The 25,559-nt window shown below is 68.4% G+C and carries 23 protein-coding genes; 17 read left to right on the forward strand and 6 right to left on the reverse strand.

The genetic code is table 11. The features are described 5' to 3' along the window. Positions 1–24 precede the first annotated feature (24 nt). From ftsL to M9799_RS10720, 16 genes are all read left to right on the forward strand, one after another. Complete coding sequence (gene ftsL / locus M9799_RS10645; protein WP_231041656.1) at positions 25–309, forward strand: cell division protein FtsL; 285 nt, start codon at positions 25–27, stop codon at positions 307–309. After that, on the forward strand, positions 306–2,051 hold the full coding sequence (locus M9799_RS10650; RefSeq protein ID WP_231041657.1) for a peptidoglycan D,D-transpeptidase FtsI family protein: 1,746 nt from the start codon (positions 306–308) through the stop codon (positions 2,049–2,051). Before ftsL ends, M9799_RS10650 begins: the two co-directional genes overlap by 4 nt. Beyond that, positions 2,048–3,547 carry a UDP-N-acetylmuramoyl-L-alanyl-D-glutamate--2,6-diaminopimelate ligase gene (locus tag M9799_RS10655; protein ID WP_231041658.1) on the forward strand — a complete coding sequence of 500 codons (1,500 nt, stop codon included), beginning with the start codon at positions 2,048–2,050 and terminating at the stop codon, positions 3,545–3,547. The genes M9799_RS10650 and M9799_RS10655 overlap by 4 nt, the downstream gene beginning before the upstream one ends. Continuing rightward, complete coding sequence (locus M9799_RS10660) at positions 3,544–4,956, forward strand: UDP-N-acetylmuramoyl-tripeptide--D-alanyl-D-alanine ligase (RefSeq protein ID WP_231041659.1); 1,413 nt, start codon at positions 3,544–3,546, stop codon at positions 4,954–4,956. Before M9799_RS10655 ends, M9799_RS10660 begins: the two co-directional genes overlap by 4 nt. Continuing rightward, entirely contained in the window at positions 4,947–6,125 is a 1,179-nt protein-coding gene (mraY, locus tag M9799_RS10665; protein WP_231041660.1) for a phospho-N-acetylmuramoyl-pentapeptide-transferase, read from the forward strand. Before M9799_RS10660 ends, mraY begins: the two co-directional genes overlap by 10 nt. Then, the gene (gene murD / locus M9799_RS10670) at positions 6,122–7,927 is read left to right on the forward strand and encodes a UDP-N-acetylmuramoyl-L-alanine--D-glutamate ligase (protein ID WP_422688387.1); all 1,806 of its coding nucleotides are present in this window, start codon (positions 6,122–6,124) and stop codon (positions 7,925–7,927) included. The genes mraY and murD overlap by 4 nt, the downstream gene beginning before the upstream one ends. Continuing rightward, positions 7,924–9,189, forward strand: coding sequence for a putative lipid II flippase FtsW (gene ftsW, locus M9799_RS10675; protein WP_231041661.1), 1,266 nt, complete (start codon positions 7,924–7,926; stop codon positions 9,187–9,189). Before murD ends, ftsW begins: the two co-directional genes overlap by 4 nt. Further along, positions 9,186–10,247 (forward strand): undecaprenyldiphospho-muramoylpentapeptide beta-N-acetylglucosaminyltransferase, encoded by a 1,062-nt coding sequence (murG, locus tag M9799_RS10680; RefSeq protein WP_231041662.1) that lies wholly within the window; start codon positions 9,186–9,188, stop codon positions 10,245–10,247. Before ftsW ends, murG begins: the two co-directional genes overlap by 4 nt. Beyond that, a complete protein-coding gene (murC, locus tag M9799_RS10685) occupies positions 10,244–11,680 on the forward strand; it encodes a UDP-N-acetylmuramate--L-alanine ligase (RefSeq protein ID WP_231041663.1) in 1,437 nt (478 codons plus the stop codon). Before murG ends, murC begins: the two co-directional genes overlap by 4 nt. Continuing rightward, positions 11,677–12,660, forward strand: a complete 984-nt coding sequence (locus M9799_RS10690) for a D-alanine--D-alanine ligase (protein ID WP_231041664.1) — start codon at positions 11,677–11,679, stop codon at positions 12,658–12,660. Before murC ends, M9799_RS10690 begins: the two co-directional genes overlap by 4 nt. Continuing rightward, positions 12,660–13,493, forward strand: coding sequence for a cell division protein FtsQ/DivIB (locus tag M9799_RS10695; RefSeq protein WP_231042158.1), 834 nt, complete (start codon positions 12,660–12,662; stop codon positions 13,491–13,493). Before M9799_RS10690 ends, M9799_RS10695 begins: the two co-directional genes overlap by 1 nt. Before the next feature lie 56 nt (positions 13,494–13,549). After that, entirely contained in the window at positions 13,550–14,779 is a 1,230-nt protein-coding gene (ftsA, locus tag M9799_RS10700; RefSeq protein ID WP_231041665.1) for a cell division protein FtsA, read from the forward strand. 121 nt (positions 14,780–14,900) lie between these two features. Next, positions 14,901–16,127, forward strand: coding sequence for a cell division protein FtsZ (gene ftsZ / locus M9799_RS10705; RefSeq protein WP_231041666.1), 1,227 nt, complete (start codon positions 14,901–14,903; stop codon positions 16,125–16,127). Positions 16,128–16,508: 381 nt separating this feature from the next. Further along, on the forward strand, positions 16,509–17,432 hold the full coding sequence (lpxC, locus tag M9799_RS10710; protein WP_231041667.1) for a UDP-3-O-acyl-N-acetylglucosamine deacetylase: 924 nt from the start codon (positions 16,509–16,511) through the stop codon (positions 17,430–17,432). A gap of 9 nt (positions 17,433–17,441) precedes the next feature. Further along, the gene (locus M9799_RS10715; protein WP_231041668.1) at positions 17,442–17,618 is read left to right on the forward strand and encodes a hypothetical protein; all 177 of its coding nucleotides are present in this window, start codon (positions 17,442–17,444) and stop codon (positions 17,616–17,618) included. Between the two features lie 187 nt (positions 17,619–17,805). Then, positions 17,806–18,228, forward strand: coding sequence for an RcnB family protein (locus M9799_RS10720; protein ID WP_231041669.1), 423 nt, complete (start codon positions 17,806–17,808; stop codon positions 18,226–18,228). A 273-nt stretch (positions 18,229–18,501) separates the two neighbouring features. Here M9799_RS10720 and ruvC read toward each other — a convergent pair whose 3' ends face one another. The 6 genes from ruvC to M9799_RS10750 all read right to left on the reverse strand — a co-directional run bounded on the left by ruvC (position 18,502) and on the right by M9799_RS10750 (position 24,273). Continuing rightward, complete coding sequence (ruvC, locus tag M9799_RS10725) at positions 18,502–19,050, reverse strand: crossover junction endodeoxyribonuclease RuvC (RefSeq protein WP_231041670.1); 549 nt, start codon at positions 19,048–19,050, stop codon at positions 18,502–18,504. A gap of 10 nt (positions 19,051–19,060) precedes the next feature. After that, positions 19,061–19,774, reverse strand: a complete 714-nt coding sequence (mtgA, locus tag M9799_RS10730) for a monofunctional biosynthetic peptidoglycan transglycosylase (protein ID WP_231042159.1) — start codon at positions 19,772–19,774, stop codon at positions 19,061–19,063. A gap of 2 nt (positions 19,775–19,776) precedes the next feature. Further along, complete coding sequence (aroE, locus tag M9799_RS10735) at positions 19,777–20,616, reverse strand: shikimate dehydrogenase (protein WP_231041671.1); 840 nt, start codon at positions 20,614–20,616, stop codon at positions 19,777–19,779. Positions 20,617–20,665: 49 nt separating this feature from the next. Then, the gene (locus M9799_RS10740; protein WP_231041672.1) at positions 20,666–21,526 is read right to left on the reverse strand and encodes an energy transducer TonB; all 861 of its coding nucleotides are present in this window, start codon (positions 21,524–21,526) and stop codon (positions 20,666–20,668) included. Next, positions 21,523–23,610 (reverse strand): ribonuclease catalytic domain-containing protein, encoded by a 2,088-nt coding sequence (locus M9799_RS10745; RefSeq protein WP_231041673.1) that lies wholly within the window; start codon positions 23,608–23,610, stop codon positions 21,523–21,525. Before M9799_RS10745 ends, M9799_RS10740 begins: the two co-directional genes overlap by 4 nt. 78 nt (positions 23,611–23,688) lie before the next feature. Further along, on the reverse strand, positions 23,689–24,273 hold the full coding sequence (locus M9799_RS10750) for a YqiA/YcfP family alpha/beta fold hydrolase (RefSeq protein ID WP_231041674.1): 585 nt from the start codon (positions 24,271–24,273) through the stop codon (positions 23,689–23,691). Between the two features lie 81 nt (positions 24,274–24,354). Here M9799_RS10750 and rodA point away from each other — a divergent pair, with 81 nt between their 5' ends. Beyond that, the gene (gene rodA / locus M9799_RS10755; protein WP_231041675.1) at positions 24,355–25,530 is read left to right on the forward strand and encodes a rod shape-determining protein RodA; all 1,176 of its coding nucleotides are present in this window, start codon (positions 24,355–24,357) and stop codon (positions 25,528–25,530) included. The last annotated feature ends 29 nt before the right edge of the window (positions 25,531–25,559 follow it).

Consider the following 25,559-nt stretch of genomic DNA (forward strand, 5'->3'; position numbering starts at 1 on the left):
CATGGCCGTGTGGAAAGGCCAGCCATGCTGCGCCTGAATCTGATCCTGCTGCTGGCCGTCATGGGCAGCGCCATCTTCCTGGTGCACTCGCAGTACGAGTCGCGCCGGCTGTTCACCGAGCTCGACCGCTCCGTCAGCGAATCGCGCCGGCTTGCGACCGAAAGCCAGCGCCTGGAGGTGGAAAAGCGCGCGCAGGCCACGCCGCTGCGCGTGGAAACCATGGCGCGCGAGCAGCTCAAGATGCATTCCGCCACGCCGGCCATCACGCAATACGTGCAGGACAACGCCCGCCTGGAGACCGCCCCATGACGCGCAGCGTGCTCTACACCTCGAGCCCCTTGCTGGCCAGCAAGACGCCGCTGTGGCGCAGCAAGATGATTGTTGCCATGCTGGCGCTGGGCTTCGTGGGTCTGGGCGCGCGCGCCGCCTATGTACAGGTGTTCGGCAACGATTTCTTCCAGCGCCAGGGCGAGGTGCGCTTCGCGCGCACGCTGGAGCTGCCGGCCAACCGCGGCCGCATTCTCGACCGCAACGGGCTGATCCTGGCCTCGAGCGTGCCCGCGGCCAGCATCTGGGCCATTCCCGAGGACGTCGACAAGGAAGACCCCGAGGTCGCGGCCAAGATGCCCAGGCTGGCCGAGCTGCTGGAGATGACGCCCGCCGCGCTCGATGCCAAGCTGGCCGACGAGGACAAGACCTTCGTCTGGATCAAGCGCCAGCTCGACTGGGACATCGGCGAGCAGATCAAGGCGCTGGGCATCAAGGGCATCTACCAGCGCAAGGAATACAAGCGCCAGTACCCCGAGGGCGAGCCCGCGGCGCACGTCGTCGGCTTCACCAATGTCGAGGACCAGGGCCAGGAAGGCATGGAGCTGGCCTTCAACACGGAGCTCGGCGGCAAGGCCGGCTCGCGCCGCGTCATCAAGGACCGCATGGGCCGCGTCGTCGAGGGCGTGGGCGAAGAGGTGCCGCCGATGGACGGCCAGGACATCCAGCTGTCCATCGACAGCAAGGTGCAGTACTTCGCCTACCAGAAGCTGCGCGAGCAGGTCGAGGCCTTCAAGGCCAAGGCCGGCAGCGTGGTGGTGATGGACGCGCGCACCGGCGAGCTGCTGGCGCTGGCCAACTACCCGAGCTACGTGCCCGACAAGCGCAAGAACCTGACCGGCGAGCAGCTGCGCAACCGCGCGATCACCGACGTGTTCGAGCCCGGCTCGACCATGAAGCCGATCACCGTCGGCATCGCGCTCGAGGCCGGCAAGGTCAAGCCCGAAACGCCCGTGGACACCAATCCCGGGCGCATCAACGTGACCGGCTCGACGATTTCCGACACGCACAACTACGGCCTGCTCACCGTGGCCGGCGTGGTGCAGAAGTCGAGCAACGTCGGCACGACCAAGATTTCCCAGATGCTCACGGCGCAGCAGATGTGGGAGGGCTATTCCGCCGTCGGCTTCGGCCAGAAGCCGCAGATCTCCTTCCCTGGCGCGGCCAGCGGCCGCCTGCGCCCATACAAGAGCTGGCGCCCGGTCGAGCAGGCAACGATGTCGTACGGCTACGGCCTGTCGGCCAGCCTGCTGCAGATGACGCGCTCGTACACCGTGTTCGCCAATGACGGGCGGGTGATTCCCGCCACCATGCTCAAGCGCGACGAGCCGCCCGTGGGCGTGCCGATCTTCTCCGAGCGCACCGCCAACCAGGTGCGCCAGATGCTGGCGCTGGCCGCCGGCCCGGGCGGCACCGGCCAGAAGGCCCAGACCGTGGGCTATTCGGTGGGCGGCAAGTCGGGCACGGCGCGCAAGCAGGTCGGCAAGCACTATGCCGCGGGCAAGTACCGCGCCTGGTTCACGGGCCTGGCGCCGGTGGACAAGCCGCGCGTGATCGTCGCCGTCATGGTGGACGAACCCAGCACCGGCAGCTTCTACGGCGGCACGGTGGCCGCGCCGGTGTTCAGCGAGGTCGTGCAGCAGACGCTGCGGCTGATGGGCGTGCCGCCCGATGTCGCCGTCGTGCCGCAGATCGTCGCCAATCCGGTGGAGGAGCCGCTGTGAGCCTGGTGCAACTGACTTCGGCGCAGCAGGCGGTGCAATGGCTGCGCGGGCGGATCAACGGCCGGCTGCAGACCGACAGCCGCCAGGTGTCCGCAGGCGACGCCTTCATTGCCTGGCCCGGCGCCGCCACCGACGGCCGCGCGCATGTCGCCGCGGCGCTGGCGCGCGGGGCCGCGGCCTGCCTGGTCGAGGCGCAGGGGGTCGAGGCCTTCGGCTTTGCCGACGAGCGCATTGCCGCGCTGCCCGGGCTCAAGGCCGCCAGCGGCGAGATCGCGGCGCTCTGGTACGGGCGTCCGAGCGAAGCGCTGCAGGTGCTGGCCGTCACCGGCACCAACGGCAAGACCACGACGGCCTGGTGGCTGGCGCATGCATTGGCGCGGCAGTCCTTCGGCGAGCGCCGGGGCTGCGCCATGGTCGGCACGCTGGGCGTGGGCGTGCCGCCGCATCTGGAGGAAACCGGCCTCACCACCCCCGACCCGGTGCGCCTGCAGCGCGTGCTGCGCGACTATGTGGACGCAGGCGTGGCCGCCTGCGCCATGGAAGCCTCTTCCATTGGCCTGGCCGAGCACCGGCTCGCCGGCACGCGCATCCGCGTGGCGATCTTCACCAATTTCACCCAGGACCATCTGGACTACCACCTGGACATGCAGGCCTACTGGCAGGCCAAGGCGGCGCTGTTCGACTGGCCCGGCCTGCAGGCGGCGGTGGTCAATGTCGACGACCCGCAGGGCGCGCGCCTGTGGGCACGGCTGCAGTCGCGCGACCTGGATGTGTGGAGCGTTTCCACGCAAGGCCCCGCGCGGCTGCAGGCCAAGGACATCACGCTGGGCCGCGAGGGCCTGCAATTCACCGTCATCGAGGACGCGCACAGCCATGTGCTGCGCACCCGCCTGGTCGGGCAATACAACGTCGCCAATCTGCTGGGCGTGCTCGCCGCGCTGCGCGCGCTGGGCCTGGGCCTGGACCAGGCGGTGGCCGCCTGCGCCGAGCTCGAGCCCGTGCCCGGGCGCATGCAGCAGATCGCGCAGCCGGGCCAGCCGCTGGTGGCGGTGGATTACGCACATACCCCCGATGCGCTGGAGCAGGCGCTGCAGGCACTGCGCCCGGCGGCGCGCCAGCGCGGCGGCCGGCTGTGGTGCATCTTCGGCTGCGGCGGCAACCGCGACGCCAGCAAGCGCCCGCTGATGGGCGCGGCGGCGCAGCGCCATGCCGACTGCGTGGTCGTGACCAGCGACAACCCGCGCGGCGAGGACCCGGACGCGATCATCGCGCAGATCCTGGGCGGCATGGTGCCGTCGCAGCAGCTGCATTCCGAAGCCGACCGCGCCGCAGCCATTGCCGAAACGCTGGCCGAGGCGGGGCCCAAGGACGTGGTGCTGATTGCCGGCAAGGGACACGAGGATTACCAGGAGATCGCGGGCGTGAAGCGCGCGTTCTCGGACATGGCCGAGGCGCGCAAGGCGCTGGCGGCGCGAGAAGGAATGAAACGGTCATGATGACCCTGAACCAAGCGCTGGCGCTGATCCAGCCGCAGATCCCCACGGCCCGCCTGATCGGCGACGGCCGGACGCAGCTCGCGCGCGTGCACACGGACACGCGCAGCCTGCAGCCGGGCGACCTGTTCGTGGCCCTCAAGGGCGAGCGTTTCGATGCCAATGATTTCCTGGGCCAGGCCAAAGACAGCGGCGCGGCCGCGGCACTGGCGCATCCCGGGCGCCTGGCGGAATCCGGTCTGCCGGGCATCGAAGTCGAGGACAGCCTGGCGGCGCTGGGCATCCTGGCCCGGGGCTGGCGCGCGCAATTCGCGCTGCCGCTGATCGCCGTCACCGGCAGCAACGGCAAGACCACGGTCACGCAGATGATCGCCGCCATCCTTTCGGCGCAGGCGGGCGACGCGGCGCTGGCCACGCGCGGCAATTTCAACAACGCCATCGGCGTGCCGCTGACGCTGCTGCGCCTGGCGCCCGCGCACCGGCTGGCCGTGGTGGAGCTGGGCATGAACCACCCCGGCGAGATCGCCGAGCTGGCGCGCATCGCGCGGCCCACGGTGGCGCTGGTCAACAACGCGCAGCGCGAGCATCTGGAATTCATGCGCACGGTGCAGGCCGTGGCCGAGGAAAATGGCTCGGTGCTGGCGGCGCTGCCCGCCGATGGCGTGGCGGTGTTTCCGGCAGGCGAGGAATATTCGCCGGTATGGCAAGGGCTGGCAGGCGAGCGCCGCTGCATTCTTTTTGGTGAGCGCGCGGACGGTGCCCAGGTGCATGCGCTGGCAGCGCAGTGGCAGCAGGGCGCCTGGCAGGTGCGCATTGCCACGACCGCGGGCGAGTTCGAAGCCAGGCTGCGGATTGCCGGGCGCCACAATGTGCGCAATGCGCTGGCCGCCACCGCCTGCGCGCTGGCCGCCGGCGTGCCGCTGGCCGCCATTGCCGCGGGGCTCGATGCCTTCGTTCCCGTCACCGGCCGCTCGCGCGCTTTGAGCGTGCAGATCGGCGGGCGCGGCATCACGGTCATCGACGACAGCTACAACGCCAACCCGGACTCGATGCGCGCCGCGATCGACGTGCTGGCCGAGCTGCCGGCGCCACGCTGGCTGGTCATGGGCGACATGGGCGAGGTTGGCGACCAGGGGCCGCAGTTCCATGCCGAGGCCGGCGCCTATGCGCGGGAGAAGGGCATCGAGCGGCTGCTGGCGCTGGGCGAGCAGAGCGCGCATGCGGCTGCGGCCTGCGGCGCGGCGGCGCGGCATTTCAAGGACATGGCGGCGCTGCAGGCAGCGCTGCGCGAAGGGCTGCCCGCGGTGGGCAGCGTGTTGGTCAAGGGATCTCGGTTCATGAAGATGGAACAGGTGGTGCAGGCCATTTCGGCGTGCGCGGACAATGCAGCAGCGGAGGCCGCATGCTGCTGATGCTTTTTCAATGGTTGCAGGGCCTGTCGCCGGAATTCGGCTTTCTGCGCGTCTTCCAGTATCTGACACTGCGCGCCGTGATGGCCGCCATGACGGCGCTGCTGATCGGCCTGGTGGCCGGCCCGCGCGTGATCCGCCTGCTGACCTCGCTGAAGATCGGCCAGCCGGTGCGCGGCTACGGCATGGAGACCCATCTGGCCAAGAGCGGCACGCCCACCATGGGCGGCGTGCTGATCCTGATATCCATTGCCATCTCGACGCTGCTGTGGTTCGAGCCGTCGAACCGCTTCGTCTGGATCGTGCTGCTGGTGACGCTGGGCTTTGGCGCGATCGGCTGGGTCGATGACTGGCGCAAGGTCGTCAACAAGGACCCCGAGGGCATGCGCTCGGGCGAGAAGTATTTCTGGCAGTCGGTGATCGGCCTGCTGGCCGCGCTCTACCTGGTGTTCAGCATCTCCGAGAACAGCAACATGCAGGTGTTCGAGCTGTTCATCCGCTGGGTGCAGTCGGGCTTCGCCATGGACCTTCCGCCCAAGGCCGGGCTGCTGGTGCCCTTCTTCAAGGAGGTCAGCTACCCGCTGGGCGTGCTGGGCTTCGTGATCCTGACCTACCTGGTGATCGTCGGCGCGAGCAACGCCGTCAACCTGACGGACGGCCTCGACGGCCTGGCGATCATGCCGGTGATCATGGTCGGCTCGGCGCTGGGCATCTTCGCCTACGTGACGGGCAGCGTCAATTTCTCGCGCTACCTGCTGTTCCCGCATATCTCGGGCGCCGGCGAGCTGCTGGTGTTCTGCGCCGCCATGGCCGGCGCGGGCCTGGCCTTCCTGTGGTTCAACGCCCATCCGGCGCAGGTGTTCATGGGCGACGTCGGCGCGCTGGCGCTGGGCGGCGCGCTGGGCACCATCGCGGTGATCGTGCGCCAGGAAATCGTGCTGGCCATCATGGGCGGCATCTTCGTCGCCGAGGCGCTGTCCGTCATGCTGCAGGTGGTCTGGTTCAAGTACACCAAGAAACGCTATGGCGAAGGCCGGCGCCTCTTGAAGATGGCGCCGCTGCACCACCATTTCGAGAAGAGCGGCTGGAAGGAGACGCAGGTCGTGACGCGTTTCTGGATCATCACCATGCTGCTGTGCCTGGTCGGCCTGTCCACGCTGAAACTGCGATGAATACGCCCGACGCCACTTTCCATCCCGCGGACGGCGAACTGCCGGACGAGGCGCTGCCCGCCGTGGACGTGGCGCAGCCTGAGGCCGCGCCTGCCGAAGCTCCTGCGCAGCCCATGCCCGCATTGGGCACGCTGCATGCCGCCGAGGATGCAGCCGCCTTTGTCGCGCAGATCTTTGCGCAGGCCGCGCCGGCCGGAGATGCCGAAATCGAGACGGTGGAGGTGCAGGCACAGGAAGAAGCCGCGCCCGAGCTGCCCCCGGTACCCGCGGGCTGGCCACAGGCCGAGGCATTGCCGATGGCGGACCAGCAACTGCTGGTGCTGGGCCTGGGCGCCTCGGGCCTGGCCATGGCGCGCTGGTGCGCGCGCCTGGGCGCCCAGGTGACGGTGGCCGATACGCGTGACAATCCGCCGCAGCGGGCCGTGCTGCAGCAGGAGCTGCCGCAGGTGCGCTTCGTCGCCGGCGCCTTCGATGCCGCGCTGCTCGACGGCCAGAATTTCACCACCCTCTACCGCTCCCCGGGCCTGAGCCCGCAACAGCTCGCTCCTGTGCTCGAGGCCGCAAAGGCCCAGGGCCTGCGCCTGAGCGGCGAGCTCGATCTGTTCGCGCTGGCGCTGCAGGCGCTGGCGCAGGGCCATGGCTACCAGCCCAGGGTGCTGGCGATCACCGGCACCAATGGCAAGACCACCGTGACCTCGCTGACCGGCCAGCTGCTGGCGCATGCCGGCAAGAGCGTGGCCGTGGCCGGCAATATCGGCCCGACGCTGCTCGACACGCTGTCCGGCCATATCGATGCCGGCACGCTGCCCGAGGCCTGGGTGCTCGAGCTGTCGAGCTTCCAGCTCGATGCAGCGACGGGTTTTTCGCCCACCGCCGCGACGGTGCTCAATATCAGCCAGGACCATCTGGACTGGCATGGCAATCTGGATGCCTATGCCGCCGCCAAGGCGCGCATCTTCGGCAACGGGCTGATGGTGCTCAACCGCGAAGACCCCGCCGTCATGCAGATGCTGCCGGCGCCCACGCGCGTGAAGCTGCAGCGCCCGCAGGAGCGCGTGCACGTCACCTTTGGCGGCGACATGCCGCGGCGCCCCGGCGACTTCGGCATCGAGGTCGTGGCCGGCATGGCCTGGCTGGTGCGCGCGCTGGAAGCCGATGGGCCGGCCAAGCGCGCGCGCGCGCCGCAGGACGATTTGCATATCCAGCGGCTGATGCCAGCGGATGCGCTGCGCATCCGCGGCCGCCACAACGCCATCAACGCGCTGGCGGCGCTGGCGCTGGCCACCGCCGCGGGCTGCGCGCTCGCGCCCATGCTCTATGGGCTGCGCGAGTACCGCGGCGAGCCGCATCGCGTGGAACCGGTGGGCGTGGTGAACGAGATCGAATTCTTCGACGACAGCAAGGGCACCAACGTGGGTGCCACCGTGGCCGCGCTCACGGGCCTGGGCGCCGACCGGCGCCTGGTGGCGATCATGGGAGGCGTCGGCAAGGACCAGGATTTCTCGCCGCTGGCCGCGCCCGTGGCGCGCTATGCGCGCGCCGTGGTGCTGATCGGGCGCGATGCGCCGCTGATCCGCGCGGCGCTCGAGGCCAGCGGCGTGCCGCTGCTGGCGGCCGATTCGATGCAGCAGGCCGTGACCCTGGCCCAGGCGCAGGCGCGGCCGGGAGAGGCGGTGCTGATGTCGCCGGCCTGCGCCAGCTTCGACATGTTCCAGGATTACGAGGACCGCGCGCGCCAGTTCGTGCGCGCCGTGCAGGAGCTCGCGCAGGACGCGGGCCAGGATCTGGAGGGCTGGGTATGAGCGCCGCCGCTTCCTTCAGGCAGCGCTTTGGCGCCTGGTTCGGCGGCATCTCCGACAAGGCCGTCGACGTGCTGCCGGTGCGCGTGGGCGGGCCGCAGTACCGCCGCCCGACGGTGACCCCGGCCAGCGTGCTGGGCCTGGACCAGGCATTGATCTGGATGGTGATCGGGCTGCTGGCCTGGAGCATCATCATGGTCTATTCGGCATCGATCGCGATGCCCGACAACCCGCGCTTCGGCAAGATCGCGCCCACCCATTTCCTGCTGCGCCACAGCATGGCCATCGGCATGGCCTTCGTCGGCGCGCTGCTGGCCTTCCAGGTCTCTATGGCGACCTGGGAGAAGATCGCGCGCAAGCTGTTCCTGCTGTCGCTGGTGCTGCTGGTGGCGGTGCTGATCCCGCATGTGGGCACGGTGGTCAACGGCGCGCGCCGCTGGCTGTCGCTGGGCATCATGAACTTCCAGCCCTCGGAGCTGGCCAAGTTCGCGGTGCTGATCTACGCGGCCGACTACATGGTGCGCAAGATGGCGGTGAAGGAGCGGTTCTTCCGCGCCGTGCTGCCGATGGGCGCGGCGGTGGTCGTGGTCGGCGTGCTGCTGCTGGCAGAGCCCGACATGGGCGCGTTCATGGTGATCGTGGTCATTGCCATGGGCATCCTGTTCCTGGGTGGCGTCAACGCGCGCATGTTCTTCCTGATCGCCTTTCTGGTGGTGCTGGCCTTCGTCATCATGATCGGCTTCTCCGAATGGCGGCGCGAGCGCATCTTCGCCTACCTCAACCCCTGGGACGAGAAGCACGCGCTCGGCAAGGGCTACCAGCTCTCGCATGCGCTCATTGCCATCGGCCGCGGCGAGATCTTCGGCGTGGGCCTGGGCCGCAGCGTCGAGAAGCTGCACTGGCTGCCCGAGGCGCACACCGACTTCCTGCTGGCCGTCATCGGCGAGGAATTCGGCCTGATGGGCGTGCTGACGCTGATCATCATGTTCCTGTGGATCACGCGCCGCATCATGCACATCGGCCGCCGCGCGGTGGCGTTGGACCGGGTGTTCTCCGGGCTGGTGGCGCAGGGCGTCGCGGTCTGGGTGGGCTTCCAGGCCTTCATCAACATGGGGGTGAACCTCGGCGCGCTGCCCACCAAGGGGCTGACGCTGCCGTTCATGAGCTTTGGCGGGTCGGCGATATTGATGAACCTGGTGGCGCTGGCCGTGGTGTTGCGCGTGGATTACGAAAACAAGGAACTCATGCGCGGAGGACATCCATGAGCAAGACCGCATTGGTCATGGCCGGCGGCACCGGCGGCCATATCTTCCCGGGCCTGGCCGTGGCGCACGCGCTGCGCGAGCGCGGCTGGCAGGTGCACTGGCTGGGCGCGCCCGGCAGCATGGAGTCGCGGCTGGTGCCGCCCCAGGGCTTCACGCTCGAGACCATCGACTTCTCCGGCGTGCGCGGCAAGGGCCTGTTGACGCTGGCGCTGCTGCCGCTGCGTTTGCTCAAGGCCTTCTGGCAGGCGCTGGCCGTGGTGCGCCGCGTCAAGCCCGATGTGGTCGTGGGGCTGGGCGGCTACATCAGCTTTCCCGGCGGCATGATGGCGGTGCTCGCCGGCAAGCCGCTGGTGCTGCACGAGCAGAACTCGGTGGCCGGCATGGCCAACCGCGTCATGGCGGGCGTGGCAGACCGCGTGTTCACGGCCTTTCCCAAGGTGTTCGCCAAGGGCCAATGGGTCGGCAATCCGCTGCGCCCGGCCTTCACGCAGCAGCCGCTGCCGGCCGAGCGCTTCGCCGGCCGCAGCGGGCCGCTGCGGCTGCTGGTCGTGGGCGGCAGCCTGGGCGCGCGCGCGCTCAACGAGACCGTGCCCCAGGCGCTGGCGCTGATTCCAGCCGAACAGCGCCCGCAGGTGCTGCACCAGAGCGGCGCCAGGGAGATCGAGGCGCTGCGCGCGAACTACGCGGCCGCGGGCGTCGAAGCCACGCTCACGCCCTTCATCGACGACACGGCGCAGGCCTTTGCCGATGCCGATGTGATCGTCTGCCGCGCGGGCGCCAGCACCGTGACCGAGATCGCCGCCGTGGGCGCGGCCGCGGTCTATGTGCCCTTTCCCTCGGCCGTCGACGACCACCAGACGCGCAACGCGCGCTTCCTGGTCGATGCCGGCGGTGGATGGTTGCTGCCACAGCGCGAGATGAGCGCTGAAGTGTTATCCAAAATGCTACAAAATATGCAGCGCTCCACGCTTTTGGAGCGGGCAGAACAAGCGAAGAAAATGCAAAAGATCGAGGCGACCGCCGCGGTGGTGCGCGCATGCGAGGAGCTGGCGGCATGAAACACGCCATCCACCACATCCATTTCGTCGGTATCGGCGGCTCCGGCATGAGCGGCATTGCCGAAGTGCTGAAGAACCTCGGCTACCGCATTTCCGGCTCCGACCTGGTGGACGGCCCGGTGCTGCAGCGGCTCAAGGGCCTGGGCATCAAGACCTGCGTCGGCCACCTTGCCAAGCACATCGAGGGCGCCGACGTCGTCGTCACCTCCACGGCCGTCACGGCCGACAACCCCGAGGTGCTGGCCGCACGCGCGAAGAAGGTTCCCGTCGTGCCGCGCGCGCTCATGCTCGCCGAGCTGATGCGCTTCAAGCACGGCATTGCCATTGCCGGCGCGCATGGCAAGACCACCACCACCAGCCTCGTGACCTGCGTGCTGGCCGAGGCCGGGCTGGACCCGACCTTCGTCATCGGCGGCAAGCTCAACAGCGCCGGCGCCAATGCCCAGCTGGGGCAGGGCGACTACATCGTGGTCGAGGCCGACGAATCCGACGCCTCGTTCCTGAACCTGCTGCCGTGCATGGCGGTGGTCACGAACATCGATGCCGACCACATGGAGACCTACGGCCACGACTTCGGCCGGCTCAAGAGCGCGTTCGTCGAGTTCCTGCACCGCATGCCCTTCTACGGCCGCGCGGTGCTGTGCGTCGACAGCCCCGGCATCCGCGACATCCTGACCAGCGTCGCGCGCCCCATGACCACCTATGGCTTCAGTGCCGACGCCCAGGTGCGCGCCATCAACGTGCAGGCGCGCGGCGGCGAGATGCACTTCACGGTGCGCCGCGAAGGCCCGCCGGGCAATGGCACCTATCCCGATCTGGACGTCGTGCTGAGCCTGCCGGGCGAGCACAACGTGCTCAACGCGCTGGCGGCCGTGTCCGTGGCCATGGAACTCGACCTCGACGACGCCGCGCTGCTGCGCGCGCTGCAGAACTTCAAGGGCGTGGGCCGGCGCTTCCAGCGCTACGGCGAGGTGCCCAGCCGCGACGGCGGCAGCTTCCATGTCATCGACGACTACGGCCACCACCCGGTGGAGATGGCGGCCACGCTGGCCGCGGCGCGCGGCGCGTTCCCGGGTCAGCGCCTGGTGCTGGCCTTCCAGCCGCACCGCTACAGCCGCACGCGCGACTGTTTCGAGGATTTCGTCAAGGTCATCGGCGATGCCGACCTGGTGCTGCTGACCGAGGTCTACGCCGCGGGCGAGGCCGCGATCGTGGCCGCCGACGGCCGCTCGCTGGCGCGCGCGCTGCGCGTGGCCGGGCGCGTCGAGCCGGTGTTCGTGGAGAACGTGGCCGATCTGCCAAGGGTCATCGCGGACAATGCGCGCGCCGGGGATGTGGTGCTGTGCATGGGCGCGGGCTCGATCGGCGCCGTGCCGGGCAAGGTGGTGCAGCTGCTGGCCGTGCAGCCCAGCGAAGAGAAGGTCGTGGTATGAGCGCAGTGGACGCAAAGGCGGATATGGATATCGATGTGAAGGCATTCGGCAAGGTGGCCGTGCTGATGGGGGGGCGCTCGTCCGAGCGCGAGGTCTCGCTGATGTCGGGGCAGGGCGTGCTCGACGCGCTGCGCGCGCGCGGCGTCGACGCGCATGCCTTCGATCCCGCCGAGCGCGATCTGTCGGCGCTCAAGACCGAGGGCTTCGCGCGCTGCTTCATCGCGCTGCACGGCCGTTTCGGCGAGGACGGCACGGTGCAGGGCGCGCTCGAGCTGCTCGACATTCCCTACACCGGCCCCGGCGTCATGGCCTCGAGCATCGCCATGGACAAGATCATGACCAAGCGCATCTGGCGCTTCGAGGGCCTGCCCACGCCCGACTGGCGTCTGGTGGCCAGCGCCGAGGAAACCCGCGCCGCGCTCGCCGCCCTGGGCGCGCCGATGATCGTCAAGCCCGCGCGCGAAGGCTCCACCATCGGCCTGACCAAGGTCACGAGCGCCGAGCAATGCGCCGAAGCCTATGCGCTGGCCTCGCAATACGACCCCGAGGTGCTGTGCGAGCAGTTCATCGCCGGCGACGAGACCACCTGCCCGGTGCTCGAGAGCGCCGGCCAGGCACAGGCGCTGCCGGTGATCCGCATCGTTGCGCCCGAAGGCAACTACGACTACCAGAACAAGTACTTCACCGACACCACGCAGTACCACTGCCCGAGCGGCCTGCCCGCGGCCGAGGAGGAAGCCATCCAGCGCATCGTCGAGAAGGCCTTCCGCACGCTGGGCTGCCGCGGCTGGGCGCGCGCCGACATCATGGTCCGCGCCAGCGACCGCCAGCCCTTCCTGCTGGAGATCAACACCTCGCCCGGCATGACCAGCCATTCGCTGGTGCCGATGGCGGCACGCGCCTCGGGCATCAGCTACGAGGCGCTGTGCCTGCGCATCCTGGCCAATGCGGCCCTCGATGGAGGCGCAGGCCGGCCATGATGAAGCAGACGCTGCCCGCTCCGCTCGACGTCAAGCTCATGAACGTGACCGCCACGGTCCTGTTCCTGGGCTGCGCCGCGCTGGTGCTGGCGGCGGCCAGCTGGTGGGTGGTGCGCCATCCGGCATTCGCCATCAGCCGCATCATCGTCGAGGGCGAGCTGGTGCACAACAACGCGGTCACGCTGCGCGCCAACGTCGCGCCCAGCCTGACGGGCAATTTCTTCACCATCGACCTGGGCGCGGCGCGCGAGACCTTCGAGCAGGTGCCCTGGGTGCGCGAGGCCCAGGTGCGGCGCGAATACCCCAACAGCCTGCGCGTCGAGCTGCACGAGCATGTGGCCGAGGCCTTCTGGGGCCCCGACACCGGCGCGGAGATGGTCAACAGCTTTGGCGAGGTGTTCGAGGCCAACGTCGGCGAGGTCGACCGCGAGGGCATTCCGCGGCTGCAGGGCCCGGACAACAGCTCGCAGCAGGTGCTGCAGTTCTACCGCATGCTGGCGCCGGCGCTGGCGCCGCTGTCGCTGGAGATCGACGAGCTGGTGCTCAGCGAGCGCGGCAGCTGGCGCGCGCGGCTGGGCAATGGCGCGCAGGTCGAGCTCGGCGGCGGCACGGTCGAGCAGGTGCTGCAGCGCGTGCAGCGCTTCGTGCGCACGCTGGAGGCCGTCACGGCGCAATACCAGCGCCGCGCCGACGCGCTGGAATCGGCAGACCTGCGTTATGAGGATGGCTATGCGCTGCGGCTGCACGGCGTGAGCACGGTACAGGGCAAGATGCCGCCCCCACGCCCCAAACCCCAGCCCAAGCCCCAACCGGCTGCAGCGGCGCGGAACTGAAAGACGGCATATGCGACAGAACGAGAAGATGGGACCAACCGAGGGCGGACTCTGATATGGCTAGAGAATACAAAGATGTGGTCGTCGGCCTGGACATTGGCACCGCCAAGGTCATGGCCGTGGTGGCCGAAGTGCTGCCCAATGGCGAACTCAAGCTCGCCGGCCTGGGCGTGGCGCCCAGCAACGGGCTCAAGCGCGGCGTGGTGGTGAACATCGACGCCACGGTGCAGAGCATCCAGCTCGCGCTCAAGGAAGCCGAGCTGATGGCCGACTGCAAGATCCAGCGCGTATGCACCGGCATTACCGGCAGCCATATCCGCGGGCTCAATTCCAGCGGCATGGTGGCCGTCAAGGACAAGGAAGTCACGCCCACCGACGTGGCGCGCGTGGTCGAGACGGCCAAGGCCATCAACATCTCCTCCGACCAGCGGCTGCTGCTGGTCGAGCCGCAGGAATTCGTGATCGACGGCCAGGACGTGCGCGAGCCCATCGGCATGAGCGGCATCCGCCTGGAAGCCAAGATCCACATCGTCACCGGCGCGCAGAGCGCGGCCGAGAACATCATCAAGTGTGTGCGCCGCTGCGGCCTGGAGGTCGAGCAGCTGCTGCTCAACCCGCTGGCTTCCAGCCAGGCAGTGCTCACCGACGACGAGCGCGAGCTGGGCGTGGCCGTGGTGGACATCGGCGCGGGCACCACCGACGTCGCGATCTTCACCGGCGGCGCGATCCGCCACACCGCCGTCATTCCCATTGCCGGCGACCTGATCACCAGCGATATCGCCATGGCGCTGCGCACTCCGACCAAGGACGCCGAGGACATCAAGGTCGAGAGCGGCTATGCCAAGCAATTGCTGGCCGACCCCGACAGCCAGGTCGAGGTGCCGGGACTGGGCGACCGCAGCCCGCGCATGATCAGCAAGCAGGCGCTGGCCGGCGTCATCGAGCCGCGCGTCGAGGAAATCTTCTCGCTGGTGCAGCAGGTGATCCGCGAATCGGGCTACGAGGAGGTGCTGTCCTCGGGCATCGTCATCACCGGCGGCAGCTCGGTCATGCCGGGCATGGTCGAGCTGGCCGAGGACATCTTCCTCAAGCCCGTGCGCCGCGGCATTCCGAAGTATTCCAGCGCTTTGGCTGACATGGTGGCCCAGCCCCGCTCGGCTACAGTCATGGGTTTGCTAGATGAAGCACGCCTGGCGCGCTTGCGCGGTTTCAAGGTGGCACAAAAGAGTGGATCGATGAAGACCGCTTTTGGCCGTTTCAAAGACTTCATTGTGGGAAACTTCTAGCCATGGATGCGACTCGCCTGCGCATTACCGGCCCGCCCACGGATGTCCGAATACGTGTGATTCCAGATTCCTTTTTCAGAACGGCCGTAACACCCAATACACGAGTTTTAGGAGCAGCAACATGACCATCGAAATGATCGAAGCCGAAGAGTTCAACCAGGGCACACAGATCAAGGTGATCGGTGTAGGCGGCGGCGGCAGCAATGCCGTCGAGCACATGATTGCCCGCAACGTGCAGGGCGTGGAATTCGTCTGCGCCAATACCGATGCGCAGGCGCTGATCCGCAGCGCTGCCCACCGCACCATCCAGCTGGGCCAGAGCGGCCTGGGCGCCGGCAGCAAGCCCGAAAAGGGCCGCGAAGCCGCCGAAGCCGCAGTGGAAGACATCCGCGCCGCCATCGACGGCGCGCACATGCTGTTCATCACCGCCGGCATGGGCGGCGGCACCGGCACCGGTGCGGCGCCCGTGATCGCGCGCGTGGCCAAGGAAATGGGCATTCTCACGGTGGGCGTGGTGACCAAGCCCTTCGACTGGGAGGGCGGGCGCCGCATGGCCAATGCCGACAACGGCCTCAACGAGCTCGAAGCCAATGTCGACTCGCTGATCGTCGTGCTCAACGAGAAGCTGCTGGACGTGCTGGGCGACGACATCACCCAGGACGAAGCCTTTGCCCACGCCAACGACGTGCTGAAGAACGCCGTCGGCGGTATCGCTGAAATCATCAACGAATACGGCCAGGTGAACGTCGACTTCGAAGACGTGCGCACCGTGATGGGCGAACCCGGCAAGGCCATGATGGGCACGGCCACCGCCGCCGGCCCCGACCGCGCGCGCATCGCCGCCGAGCAGGCCATCGCCTGCCCGCTGCTCGAAGGCATCGACCTGTCGGGCGCTAAGGGCGTGCTGGTGCTGGTCACGGCGTCGAAGGGCAGCCTGAAGCTGTCCGAATCGCGCCTGGCGATGAACACCATCAATGCCTACGCCTCGCCCGACGCGCACGTGATCTTCGGCGCCGCCTACGACGACAGCCTGGGCGACGAGATCCGCGTCACCGTGGTGGCCACCGGCCTGGCCCGCCCCAACGCGCGCCGCCAGAACATGGCCGTGCTGCAAGGCGGCCTGCGCACCGGCACCGACAACCTGAGCTACCAGCTGCCCACCGGCAACATGGGCAGCGCGCAGGGCCTCGGCGGCACCGGCACCGACTTCGGCAACATGGGCAACATGTCCGTGCCCAGCGTGTGGCGCACCAACCGCACCCAGGCCGCCGCGCGCGTGGATGCGCTGGCTTCGGGCGGGATGGAGGACCTGGAGATTCCGGCGTTCCTGCGCAAGCAGGCGGATTAAGTCTGTCAACCTGTTCGCCCTGAGTTTTGGTTCAGGGCGAACCGTTTCTATCCGTTCGTCCTGAGCCTGCCTGAGCAGCTGTCGAAGAAGGGACGCCGGCTTTCCAATGAACGGGTATGCCCGCTTCATCGGTTGCCGTTCATTCTTCGACAGGCTCAGGACGAACGGGTAAGCAGACGCTGTGCAAAAAACACCGTTCGTGGTGAGCCTGCCTGGGCGGCCCCGTCGAACCATGAACGGCCAGTTCTCAAGACCAGTCCGCTGTTCACACGGCCACGCGCTGGTCAAGCAATTTGCCCACGGCTTAATTCATCACCGCCATAGCGACAACTGGATGCCCGGCATCCCCCAGGATTTGGTCCGCGAACTTAAAATGACGGGATGTTGAAGCAACGCACCCTCAAGACATTGACCCGTGCCGTGGGCGTGGGCCTGCACAGCGGCCAGCGCGTGGAGCTGACCCTGCGCCCCGCGCCGGTGGATACGGGCATTGTGTTCAGGCGTGTCGATCTGCCCGAACCCGTCGACATCCCGATTTCCGCGCATGCCATCACCGACACGCGCATGGCATCGACGATCGGCGTTGGCGGCGCGAAGGTGCACACCGTGGAGCATCTGATGTCGGCCATTGCCGGCCTGGGGCTGGACAACCTGTATATCGACATCACCGCCGAGGAGGTGCCGATCCTCGATGGTTCGTCCGCCTCCTTCGTGTTCCTGCTGCAGAGCGCGGGCATCGAGCTGCAGAACGCGCCCAAGCGCTTCATCCGCGTCAAGCACCCGGTCGAGGTGCGCGAAGGCGAGGGCAAGAGCCTCAAGTGGGCGCGCTTCGATCCCTATCACGGCTTCAAGCTGCGCTTCGAGATCGACTTCGCCCACCCGGCTGTCGATTCGACGGGCCAGTGCGTCGAGTTCGACCTGGGCGAGGACAACTACGTGCGCGACATCGCGCGCGCGCGCACCTTCGGCTTCACCAAGGACGTGGAGATGCTGCGCACCAGCGGTCTGGCGCTGGGCGGCGGTCTCGACAACGCGATCGTAATGGACGACTACAAGGTGCTCAACAGCGACGGGTTGCGCTATGACGACGAGTTCGCCAAGCACAAGATCCTCGATGCCATCGGCGACCTGTTCGTCATCGGCAAGCCGCTGCTGGCGGCCTACAGCGCCTTCCGCTCGGGCCACGGCATGAACAACCAGCTGCTGCGCGCGCTGCTGGAGCAGCCCGATGCCTGGGAAATCGTCACTTTCGAGAACGAGCGCCAGGCGCCGCGTGGCTTTGCGCAGCCGGTGCATGCCTGGTAAGGGCCTCTGATGCTGATCTTCCGCGCGCTCGTCGGGTTTTTGTTTGTCGCATCGCTGATCTGCTTTGCCTTCTATCTGGGCACTGGCCAGCCCGGCTACAAGCGCTGGAGCCTGCTGATCCTCAAGTGGATGGTCATTGCGGCGCTGGGATTCTTCGGCGTTCTGATCCTGAGCCGCATCGGCTGAAACGCGCCTCGCAGCCGCGCCGGCGTTGCATCCGGCAACGTTTGGGCGGCTGCAATTGTGTCGATTCGCTGCCCACGTGAATCAACGCAAGCGCCGCGCAAAACTTGTGTAAAGCGCCTCTGTCTGACCTCCCATTGCGTGCAGGATGGGCCATCATGCAGCCATCCAACCACTGCAAAGGGGCCATATGACACATAACAACTCCCTCCATTCCGCTGCCTGGAAGGCTGCCGCCGCCGCCGTGGCGCTGACCCTGGGCCTTGGCGCCACCGTGGCCCAGGCCCAACCCGACCACCGCCGCGGCCCGCCGGGCCACTCGCAGGGCCATGGCCCCGACCGCCATGACCGCTTCGACCGCCACGACCGCAATGACCACCGCGGCCCGCCGCCGCACGCCCACGGCCGCCACGGCGCCGGCCCGAACCATGACTGGGTGCGCGGCTCGCGCGTGCCGCCGCACTACCGCACGCGCCACTACGTCGTCCAGGACTGGCGCGGCCACCGCCTCTCGGCCCCGCCGCGCGGCTACCAGTGGGTGCAGAACGGCGCGGACTATCTGCTGGTGGCGATTGCCACGGGGGTGATTGCGCAGATCATTCTGGGCAATTGATTTTTGGGCCGGAGTCGGCCGTTTGGAAACCCGTCTCGCGGATTTGTGGGGCGGGTTTCTGCGTTGGGGGCCCGGCTTGAGGACAGGCCGTCCATCCTTCGATCCTTCGACAAGCTCAGGACGAACGGGTGAACGAGTGCTCAGCCTGGAACAACCCTTCGTGGGGAACCTACAACTCCATTAGAAATGCATGGGCAATCATCCGTTCGTCCTGAGCCTGTCGAAGGATGACGGGCCTGCTCTCAAGGGAAGTTGCAGCCTCAATGGTGGAAATTAGTACGCCCGACCCGCTTTGTACATCGCATGCTGCTTCCTCTGCAGCGGCGCCACCTCCGCCAGCCTGGCCATCGCCGCCCCCACATGCGCATGCGTGATCGCAATGCCCAGCGCATCGGCCGCATCGGGCCCCGGCAGGCCGGGCAGCTGCAGCATGCGCTGCACCATGGCCTGGATCTGGTCCTTGCCGGCGCGGCCGTGGCCGGCCACGGCCTTCTTCATCTGCAGGGCGGTGTATTCGGCCACCGGCAGCAGGCTGGTGACCAGCGCCGCCAGCGCCGCGCCCCGCGCCTGGCCCAGCAGCAGCGTCGACTGCGGGTTGGTGTTGACGAAAACGATTTCCACCGCCGAGCTGTCGGGCTGATAGCGCTGCGTGACTTCGGTGATGCCGTCGAACAGCAGCTTGAGGCGGCCGGGCAGGTCGCCACGCTCCAGCGCCGTCGTGCGGATGGTGCCGCTGGCGACGTAGCTGAGCCGGTGGCCGTCCACGTCGACCACGCCGAAGCCGGTGGTCTGCAGGCCGGGGTCAATGCCAAGGATGCGCATGCAAAAAATTCTAGGGTAATACGGTATGGTTCATGCGGCGCATGACGGCGCGCGCGCGCTGGGCCAGATAGCGGGAGTTGGGTTGCAGCGCAAAGCGCTTGGGCTGGGGCAGCATCACCGCCAGGCGCGCGGCCTCGGCGGCGCTCAGCCGGGCGGCGGGCTTGCCGAAGTAGTACCCGGCCGCGGCCTCGGCGCCAAAGATGCCGGGGCCCCATTCCACATGGTTGAGGTAGATTTCCAGGATGCGCTGCTTGCTCAGGAACAGCTCCAGCAGCTTGGCCAGCACCAGCTCCTGGCCCTTGCGCGCGAACTGGCGCTCGCCCGACAGCAGCAGGTTCTTGGCCAGCTGCTGGGTGATGGTCGAGCCGCCATAGACCTTTGCCGGCGCGCGGCCCGCGGCCTGCGCGCGCTGCTCCAGGCGCTGGTTGCGCTCCCAGGCGCGTTCGATCGCGTCCCATTCGATGCCGCCGTGGTCCACGAAGCCGTCGTCCTCGGCTGCCACCACGGCGCGCTTGAGATGCTCGGAAATCCGCGCATAGGGCACCCACTGCTGGCGCCACTGGCCGAGCTTGCCGGCCTGCAGCAGCTGCCAGGCTTCGGAGCGCTGGAAGCTGGTCGATGCGGGATCGATCGCCGCCATGGCCGCGATCCGGCCCACGAAGAACAGCTCCAGCACCAGCACGCCGCACAGCAGCAGGGCCAGGGCGCGCCAGACGGCCTGCATGCTCATGCCTGCATCAGCGCGCGCAGCTCGGCCAGCACCGGCGCGCCCGCGGGGCGCACGCCGCGCCACAGCGCGAAGGCCTCGGCTGCCTGCTCGACCAGCATGCCCAGGCCGTCGCGACCGCGCGCGCCATGCGCGGCGGCCCAGTCGAGAAAGCCCTGCGCCGCCGGGCCGTACATCATGTCGTAGGCCAGGCAACCCGGGCGCAGCACGCTGGCGGGCACTGGCGCCGCGGCGCCGCCCAGGCTGCTGGCCGAGGCGTTGATCACCAGATCGAAACTGCCAGCCACATCCAGCCCCTGGGCCTGCAGCTCGACGCCATGGCGCGCGGCCAGCGCCGCGTGGCGCTCGATCAGCGCCTGCGCCTTCTGCGCCGTGCGGTTGGCCACCACCACGCGCCGCGGCTTCTCGGCCAGCAGCGCGCCCAGCGCTCCGGCCGCGGCGCCACCCGCGCCGATCAGCAGCAGCGCGCGGCCCGCGATCGCTTCGCCCGCGTTGCGCGTGATGTCGGCCACCAGGCCCAGCCCGTCGGTGTTGTCGGCATGGATGCGGCCCGCGTCGAATACCAGCGTGTTCGCCGCGCCCGCCAGCTGCACGCGCTCGCTGCGGGTGTCTGCCAGCTCCGCGGCCTGCAGCTTGAAGGGCACGGTGACGTTGCAGCCGCGCCCGCCGGCGTCGGCGAAGCCGTGCACCGCGGCGGCAAAGCCATCGAGGGCGACGAGCTCGCGCGTGTAGCGCAGGGACTGTGCGGTGAGTTCGGCAAAGCGTGCATGGATCCAGGGCGAGCGGCTGTGCTCGACGGGGTTGCCCATGACGCAGTAGAGATCGGCAGTGGATGGCATGGCTACAGGGAAAAATCAGCAATGGATACCGGCGCAGTACGCCAAGGCCTCAGCGCACGCTGGTCTCCAGCGTCTGTTCGCGCGTGAACTTGAAGCGCGACACCACGGCGATCTGGTCGGCCTTGATGCGCATGGCCGGGCTGAAGCGCTCGAAGGGCCCGGCGGCGCGCGCGATGGCCGCGGCGCGGTTGTCGAGCAGCGGGTTGCCCGAGCTCTGCACGATCTCGGTTTCCAGCACCTGGCCGTCGTGGTTGACGGTGATGATCATCGTCAGCTCGCCATAGAGCTTGCGCCCGGCCTGCTCGGGGAAGTTCTCCGTGCCCTTGTCCTCGACCTTGCGGCGCAGCGTGTCGTAATAGACCGCATACACCTCCTCGCGCGTGGCGGGGCTGATGTAGCGTTTCTTGGGACGCGCATTCTCCTCGTTGATGCGCTTTTCGATCTCGGCCAGCAGCTTGACCAGCTGCAGGCGCCGCTCCTGCTCGCTCAGCTGCTGCGGGCTGGGCGAGGTCTCGCGCGGATCGAGCGGGGACATCGTCGCCACGCGCTGGCGCAGCTGCGCCAGCAGCACCGCCTGCTGCTCCTGCATCGCGTCGAGCTTGCGCTGCGCCTCCTCGAAATCGTCGCCCACCGCGGTGAGCGCCGAATAGGGCACCGGGCTGGTGGCGCGGCCGGCCTCGGCGTCGCCACCGCCGGCCAGCGAGGCCTGGGCGATGGCCTGGGCCTTGTCCGGGGTGTCCTGCGACTTGGCGTTGACCAGTATCACTTCCAGCGGCGTGTCCTGGAACACGCGCTCGAAGGCCTGCGGCTGGACGAAGCGTATCGACAGCACCGCCGCATGCAGCGCCAGCGAGATGCCGAGCGCGAGCTGCAGGGTGCTCAGGGAGCGAAGCGCGGCAAGGGTTTTCACGGTGCGGCAGGGGGCGTGGCGCTTTCGGCCTCGTTGACATCGACGGCAATGGCAATCGGGCCGGCCACGGCCTCTTCCTCGTCTTCCGCGGCTTCCTCGGCGGCATTGGCGGCCGCAGCATCGGCCGCCGCGGTTTCCGGGCTGTCGAGGCGCTCGATCAGCGTGCCGTTGACGTCCAGCGTGATTTCATCGATCTCGCCCAGGCGCACCAGGATGCGCGCGCCGCGCGGCAGGCCCTGCGCGCCCAGCACCGGCAGCACCAGCGGCAGCGATTCGGCGCGCACCAGGAAGCTGCCGCCCGGGCCTTCCTTGATGACGCTGGCCTCGATCTCGGTGATGCCGTTCTGCTCCAGGTATTTGAGCGTCCAGAAGCGCTCCATGCCGGCCTGGTAGCCGTTGTAGGCGCTGTAGGCGGTGTCGAAGCTGCTGATGATGGCAAACAGGTCCGCGTCCTTGGGCTTGAAGGGCGCGGCCAGCGCCGCCGCCCTGCCGTGGCGCACGCAGGCAATGATCTGCCACTGGTTCACCAGGTCGACGTAGCGGCGCAGCGGCGAGGTCGCCCAGGCGTAGCTCTTGACGCCGATGCCGGCGTGCGGCAGCGCCTTGGTGCCCATGCGCACCTTGACGCCGGGCGCGAGGCTGGCCTGGCTGCGGTAGATGCCGGGCACGCCGTGCTCGGCCAGCAGGTTGCCCCAGGTGCTGTTGGCGACGATCGCGGCCTCGGCGACGATCAGGTCCAGCGGCGCGCCGCGCCGGCGCGTGGTGATCTGCACCTGCTCGTGGCCGGTGGGCTCGCCGCCGCTGCCGTTCAGCAGACGGAAGTTGTAGTCCGGGCGGTTGAAGGTCTCGGGCTTGCCGCGCACGACCTCGCGCTGCGCCTTCAGGTGCTTGGCCAGGCGGTGCAGGAAGCTGAACTCGCTGCGCTTTTGCTGCAGCAGCTCGGGCGTGCCCTCGACCTGCAGCGTCGGGTCGGCCAGCCATTCCTCGGTGACGATGTGGTCGAGCTTGTCGTGGCGGAAGTTGACCTGCACCGGCACGCGCTCCAGGCGCGTCTCGCTGCCGATGAAATCCAGCGTCTCCTCGTTGATCTGCACGTACAGCGACACCGCCGGGTTGGCGCGGCCCTCGTCCAGCGTGTAGACCTGCACCACCTCGTCGGGCAGCATGGTGATCTTGTAGCCGGGCATGTACACGGTCGACAGGCGGTTGCGGCCGAGCTGGTCGAGCGGCGTTCCCGGCACGATGGCCAGGCCCGGCGCGGCGATGTGCACGCCCAGCGTCACCGTGCCGCTGCCCAGGCCCTGCACCGACAGCGCGTCGTCGATCTCGGTGGTCTGCGAGTCGTCGATGGAGTAGGCCTGCACATCGGCAAGCGGCAGTTCCTGCGGCGGCTGCGGTGCGGCCAGCGCCGGAAAGCCCGTGCCCTTGGGGAAGTTGTCGAACAGGAAGCGCTTCCAGTGGAACTCGTAGGCCGAGTCGATGGCGCCGGCACGCTGCAGCAGGTCGAGCGGCGCGAGGTGCGTGGCGCGGCTGGCTTCGACCACGGCCTTGTATTCGGGCGCGTTTTTGTCGGGGCGGAACAGGATCCTGTAGAGCTGCTCGCGCACCGGCGCCGGGCATTCTCCGCGGCCGAGTTGCGCGGCCCATTCGTCGATCTGCGCCAGCACCAGCTTCTTCTTCTCGATCGCGGCCAGCGCCTGCTGCAGGATCTCGGCCGAGGCCTTGCGAAAGCGCCCCTTGCCGGCGCGGCGGAAGTAATGCGGCGCGTCATAGAGCGCGAGCAGCATGCCGGCCTGCTGGACCAGCGTGGCGTTCTCGGAGAAATAGTCGCGCGCCAGCTCGGCAAAGCCGAACTCCTCCTCGGGGGCGAATTCCCAGGCCAGGTCCAGCTCGATGCCGGCGGCCTGCGACTGGGCCTGCGCCATGAGTTCGGCCGGAGCCGGCTTGTCGAACCTGATCAGGATATGGGCGGCTTTGACCTTGACCCGTTTGCCGGTGTCGAGCTCGACCTGGGCGGAAGCGTCGGTTTCGGACAGGATGCGGCCGGCGAGGAATTTGCCGGCTTCTTCAAACAATGCGTGCATGGCCGCAATTGTCCCATGAGGCACGGGGAAGGCGCTGGGCATTTCCCCGCGCGTTGGGATCGGATACGACCGCAGCGGCTAAACCAATTCCAGAAAGCGCCCGATGCGTTCCATATGGAAAGCGAAGTCATCGAGCGCATGGTTGCCGCCTTCGAGCAACTCGATCTGCGCCTCGGGGTAGCGCGCCACCATCTCGCGCCAGTCGAGCACTTCGTCGCCCTTGGCAATGATGGCCAGCGCGGGCGCGGCGGCGGGCAGCGCGCGCGTGTCCAGCGCCTGCAGCTCGTCGATGAACTCCGCGCGGAAGAAGAAACTCGCCTCGGGATCGTGCCAGCCGGTCTGCTCGCCGATATGGCGCTGCAGGTCGCGCGCCGGGAAAACCGCCGGGTTGAGCAGCACGCTCGGGCAGCGCCGCTGCTGCGCGAACCAGCTGGCGTAGAAGCCGCCGAGCGACGAGCCGATGACCGCGGTCGTGGCACGCGGCCAGTCGGCCGTGCCGTCCAGCAGCAACTGCGCGGCTTCGCGCGGGGAGGGCGGCAACTGCGGGCACCACCAGTGCACGCCCGGATGGTGCGCCGCGACATGCGCGGCCATCAGCCGCGCCTTGGCGGATTCGGGCGAGGAGCGAAAGCCATGCAGGTACAGCAGATGGGTTGTGGCCATGGAGTGCGGTCGTGGAGGACGATGTGCCGATTGTGCGTTGCCCGGCGCTGGATTTGCGCCGCAACGGATAATCCCGCCCATATGTCTGCAGCAGAATTCGACAAGCCTTCGGTCCTCCAACGCATCGTGCCGCTGTTTCGCGGCTTTGACGGCCCGCTGGTCCTGCTGGTGCTGCTGCTGGCGTCGATCGGCCTCACGGCCATGTATTCCTCGGGTTTCGACCATGGCACGCGCTTCATCGACCATGGCCGCAATATGCTGATTGCCGCCACGCTGCTGTTCGTCGTGGCCCAGGTGCCGCCGCAGCACATCATGAAGGTGGCGGTGCCGCTGTATCTGCTGGGCGTGGCGCTGCTGGTGGCGGTGGCGGTTTTCGGCATCACCAAGAAGGGCGCGCAACGCTGGGTCAACGTGGGGGTGGTGATCCAGCCCAGCGAGCTGCTCAAGATCGCGACACCGCTGATGCTGGCCTGGTGGTTCCAGCGCCGCGAAGGCCAGTTGCGCTCGAGCGACTTCGCGCTGGCCATGGTGCTGCTGCTGGTGCCCGTGGGCCTGATCATGAAGCAGCCCGACCTGGGCACCTCGCTGCTGGTCATGGCCGCGGGCCTGTCGGTCATCTTCTTTGCCGGGCTGCCGTGGAAGCTGGTGCTGCCGCCGGTCGTGCTGGGGTTCGTGGGCATCGTGCTGATCGTCTGGTTCGAGCCGCAGCTATGCGCCGAGGGCGTGCGCTGGCCGGTGCTGCACGAGTACCAGCAGACCCGGGTCTGCACGCTGCTCGACCCGACGCGCGATCCGCTGGGCAAGGGCTTCCACATCCTGCAGGGCATGATCGCCATCGGCTCGGGCGGCGTCTGGGGCAAGGGCTTCATGGCCGGCACGCAGACGCACCTGGAATTCATTCCCGAGCGCACCACCGACTTCATCTTCGCGGCCTTCTCCGAGGAGTTCGGCCTGCTGGGCAACCTGCTGCTGATCACCGCCTTCCTGTTCCTGGTCTGGCGCGGCCTGGTCATCGCCATGCGCGCCCAGCAGCTGTTCGCGCGGCTGATGGCGGCGGCGGTGGCGATGATCTTCTTCACCTATGCCTTCGTCAACATGGGCATGGTCAGCGGCATCCTGCCGGTGGTCGGCGTGCCGCTGCCCTTCGTCAGCTATGGCGGCACGGCGATGGTCACGCTGGGGCTGGCGCTGGGCGTGCTGATGTCGGTGGCCCGCTCGCAGCGCCAGCTGCCCCAGGACAACACGCTGTCGCGCTGACCGCGCGTCGCGCGGTGCGCAAAGCCCCG

The sequence above is a fragment of the Comamonas endophytica genome (genome assembly GCF_023634805.2).
Taxonomy (GTDB): domain Bacteria; phylum Pseudomonadota; class Gammaproteobacteria; order Burkholderiales; family Burkholderiaceae_C; genus Comamonas; species Comamonas endophytica.

Bases quoted from the DNA above. Each gene is read 5' to 3' on its own strand.
- M9799_RS10745 (WP_231041673.1), bottom strand. From the start codon at position 23,610: ATGCACGCATTGTTTGAAGAAGCCGGCAAATTCCTCGCCGGCCGCATC.
- ftsW (WP_231041661.1), top strand. From the start codon at position 7,924: ATGAGCGCCGCCGCTTCCTTCAGGCAGCGCTTTGGCGCCTGGTTCGGC.
- M9799_RS10715 (WP_231041668.1), top strand. From the start codon at position 17,442: ATGCTGATCTTCCGCGCGCTCGTCGGGTTTTTGTTTGTCGCATCGCTG.
- rodA (WP_231041675.1), top strand. From the start codon at position 24,355: ATGTCTGCAGCAGAATTCGACAAGCCTTCGGTCCTCCAACGCATCGTG.
- ruvC (WP_231041670.1), bottom strand. From the start codon at position 19,050: ATGCGCATCCTTGGCATTGACCCCGGCCTGCAGACCACCGGCTTCGGC.
- M9799_RS10660 (WP_231041659.1), top strand. From the start codon at position 3,544: ATGATGACCCTGAACCAAGCGCTGGCGCTGATCCAGCCGCAGATCCCC.
- mraY (WP_231041660.1), top strand. From the start codon at position 4,947: ATGCTGCTGATGCTTTTTCAATGGTTGCAGGGCCTGTCGCCGGAATTC.
- aroE (WP_231041671.1), bottom strand. From the start codon at position 20,616: ATGCCATCCACTGCCGATCTCTACTGCGTCATGGGCAACCCCGTCGAG.
- ftsZ (WP_231041666.1), top strand. From the start codon at position 14,901: ATGACCATCGAAATGATCGAAGCCGAAGAGTTCAACCAGGGCACACAG.
- lpxC (WP_231041667.1), top strand. From the start codon at position 16,509: ATGTTGAAGCAACGCACCCTCAAGACATTGACCCGTGCCGTGGGCGTG.
- murC (WP_231041663.1), top strand. From the start codon at position 10,244: ATGAAACACGCCATCCACCACATCCATTTCGTCGGTATCGGCGGCTCC.
- M9799_RS10750 (WP_231041674.1), bottom strand. From the start codon at position 24,273: ATGGCCACAACCCATCTGCTGTACCTGCATGGCTTTCGCTCCTCGCCC.
- M9799_RS10650 (WP_231041657.1), top strand. From the start codon at position 306: ATGACGCGCAGCGTGCTCTACACCTCGAGCCCCTTGCTGGCCAGCAAG.
- M9799_RS10690 (WP_231041664.1), top strand. From the start codon at position 11,677: ATGAGCGCAGTGGACGCAAAGGCGGATATGGATATCGATGTGAAGGCA.
- mtgA (WP_231042159.1), bottom strand. From the start codon at position 19,774: ATGCAGGCCGTCTGGCGCGCCCTGGCCCTGCTGCTGTGCGGCGTGCTG.
- M9799_RS10720 (WP_231041669.1), top strand. From the start codon at position 17,806: ATGACACATAACAACTCCCTCCATTCCGCTGCCTGGAAGGCTGCCGCC.
- M9799_RS10695 (WP_231042158.1), top strand. From the start codon at position 12,660: ATGAAGCAGACGCTGCCCGCTCCGCTCGACGTCAAGCTCATGAACGTG.
- murG (WP_231041662.1), top strand. From the start codon at position 9,186: ATGAGCAAGACCGCATTGGTCATGGCCGGCGGCACCGGCGGCCATATC.
- ftsA (WP_231041665.1), top strand. From the start codon at position 13,550: ATGGCTAGAGAATACAAAGATGTGGTCGTCGGCCTGGACATTGGCACC.
- ftsL (WP_231041656.1), top strand. From the start codon at position 25: ATGCTGCGCCTGAATCTGATCCTGCTGCTGGCCGTCATGGGCAGCGCC.
- murD (WP_422688387.1), top strand. From the start codon at position 6,122: ATGAATACGCCCGACGCCACTTTCCATCCCGCGGACGGCGAACTGCCG.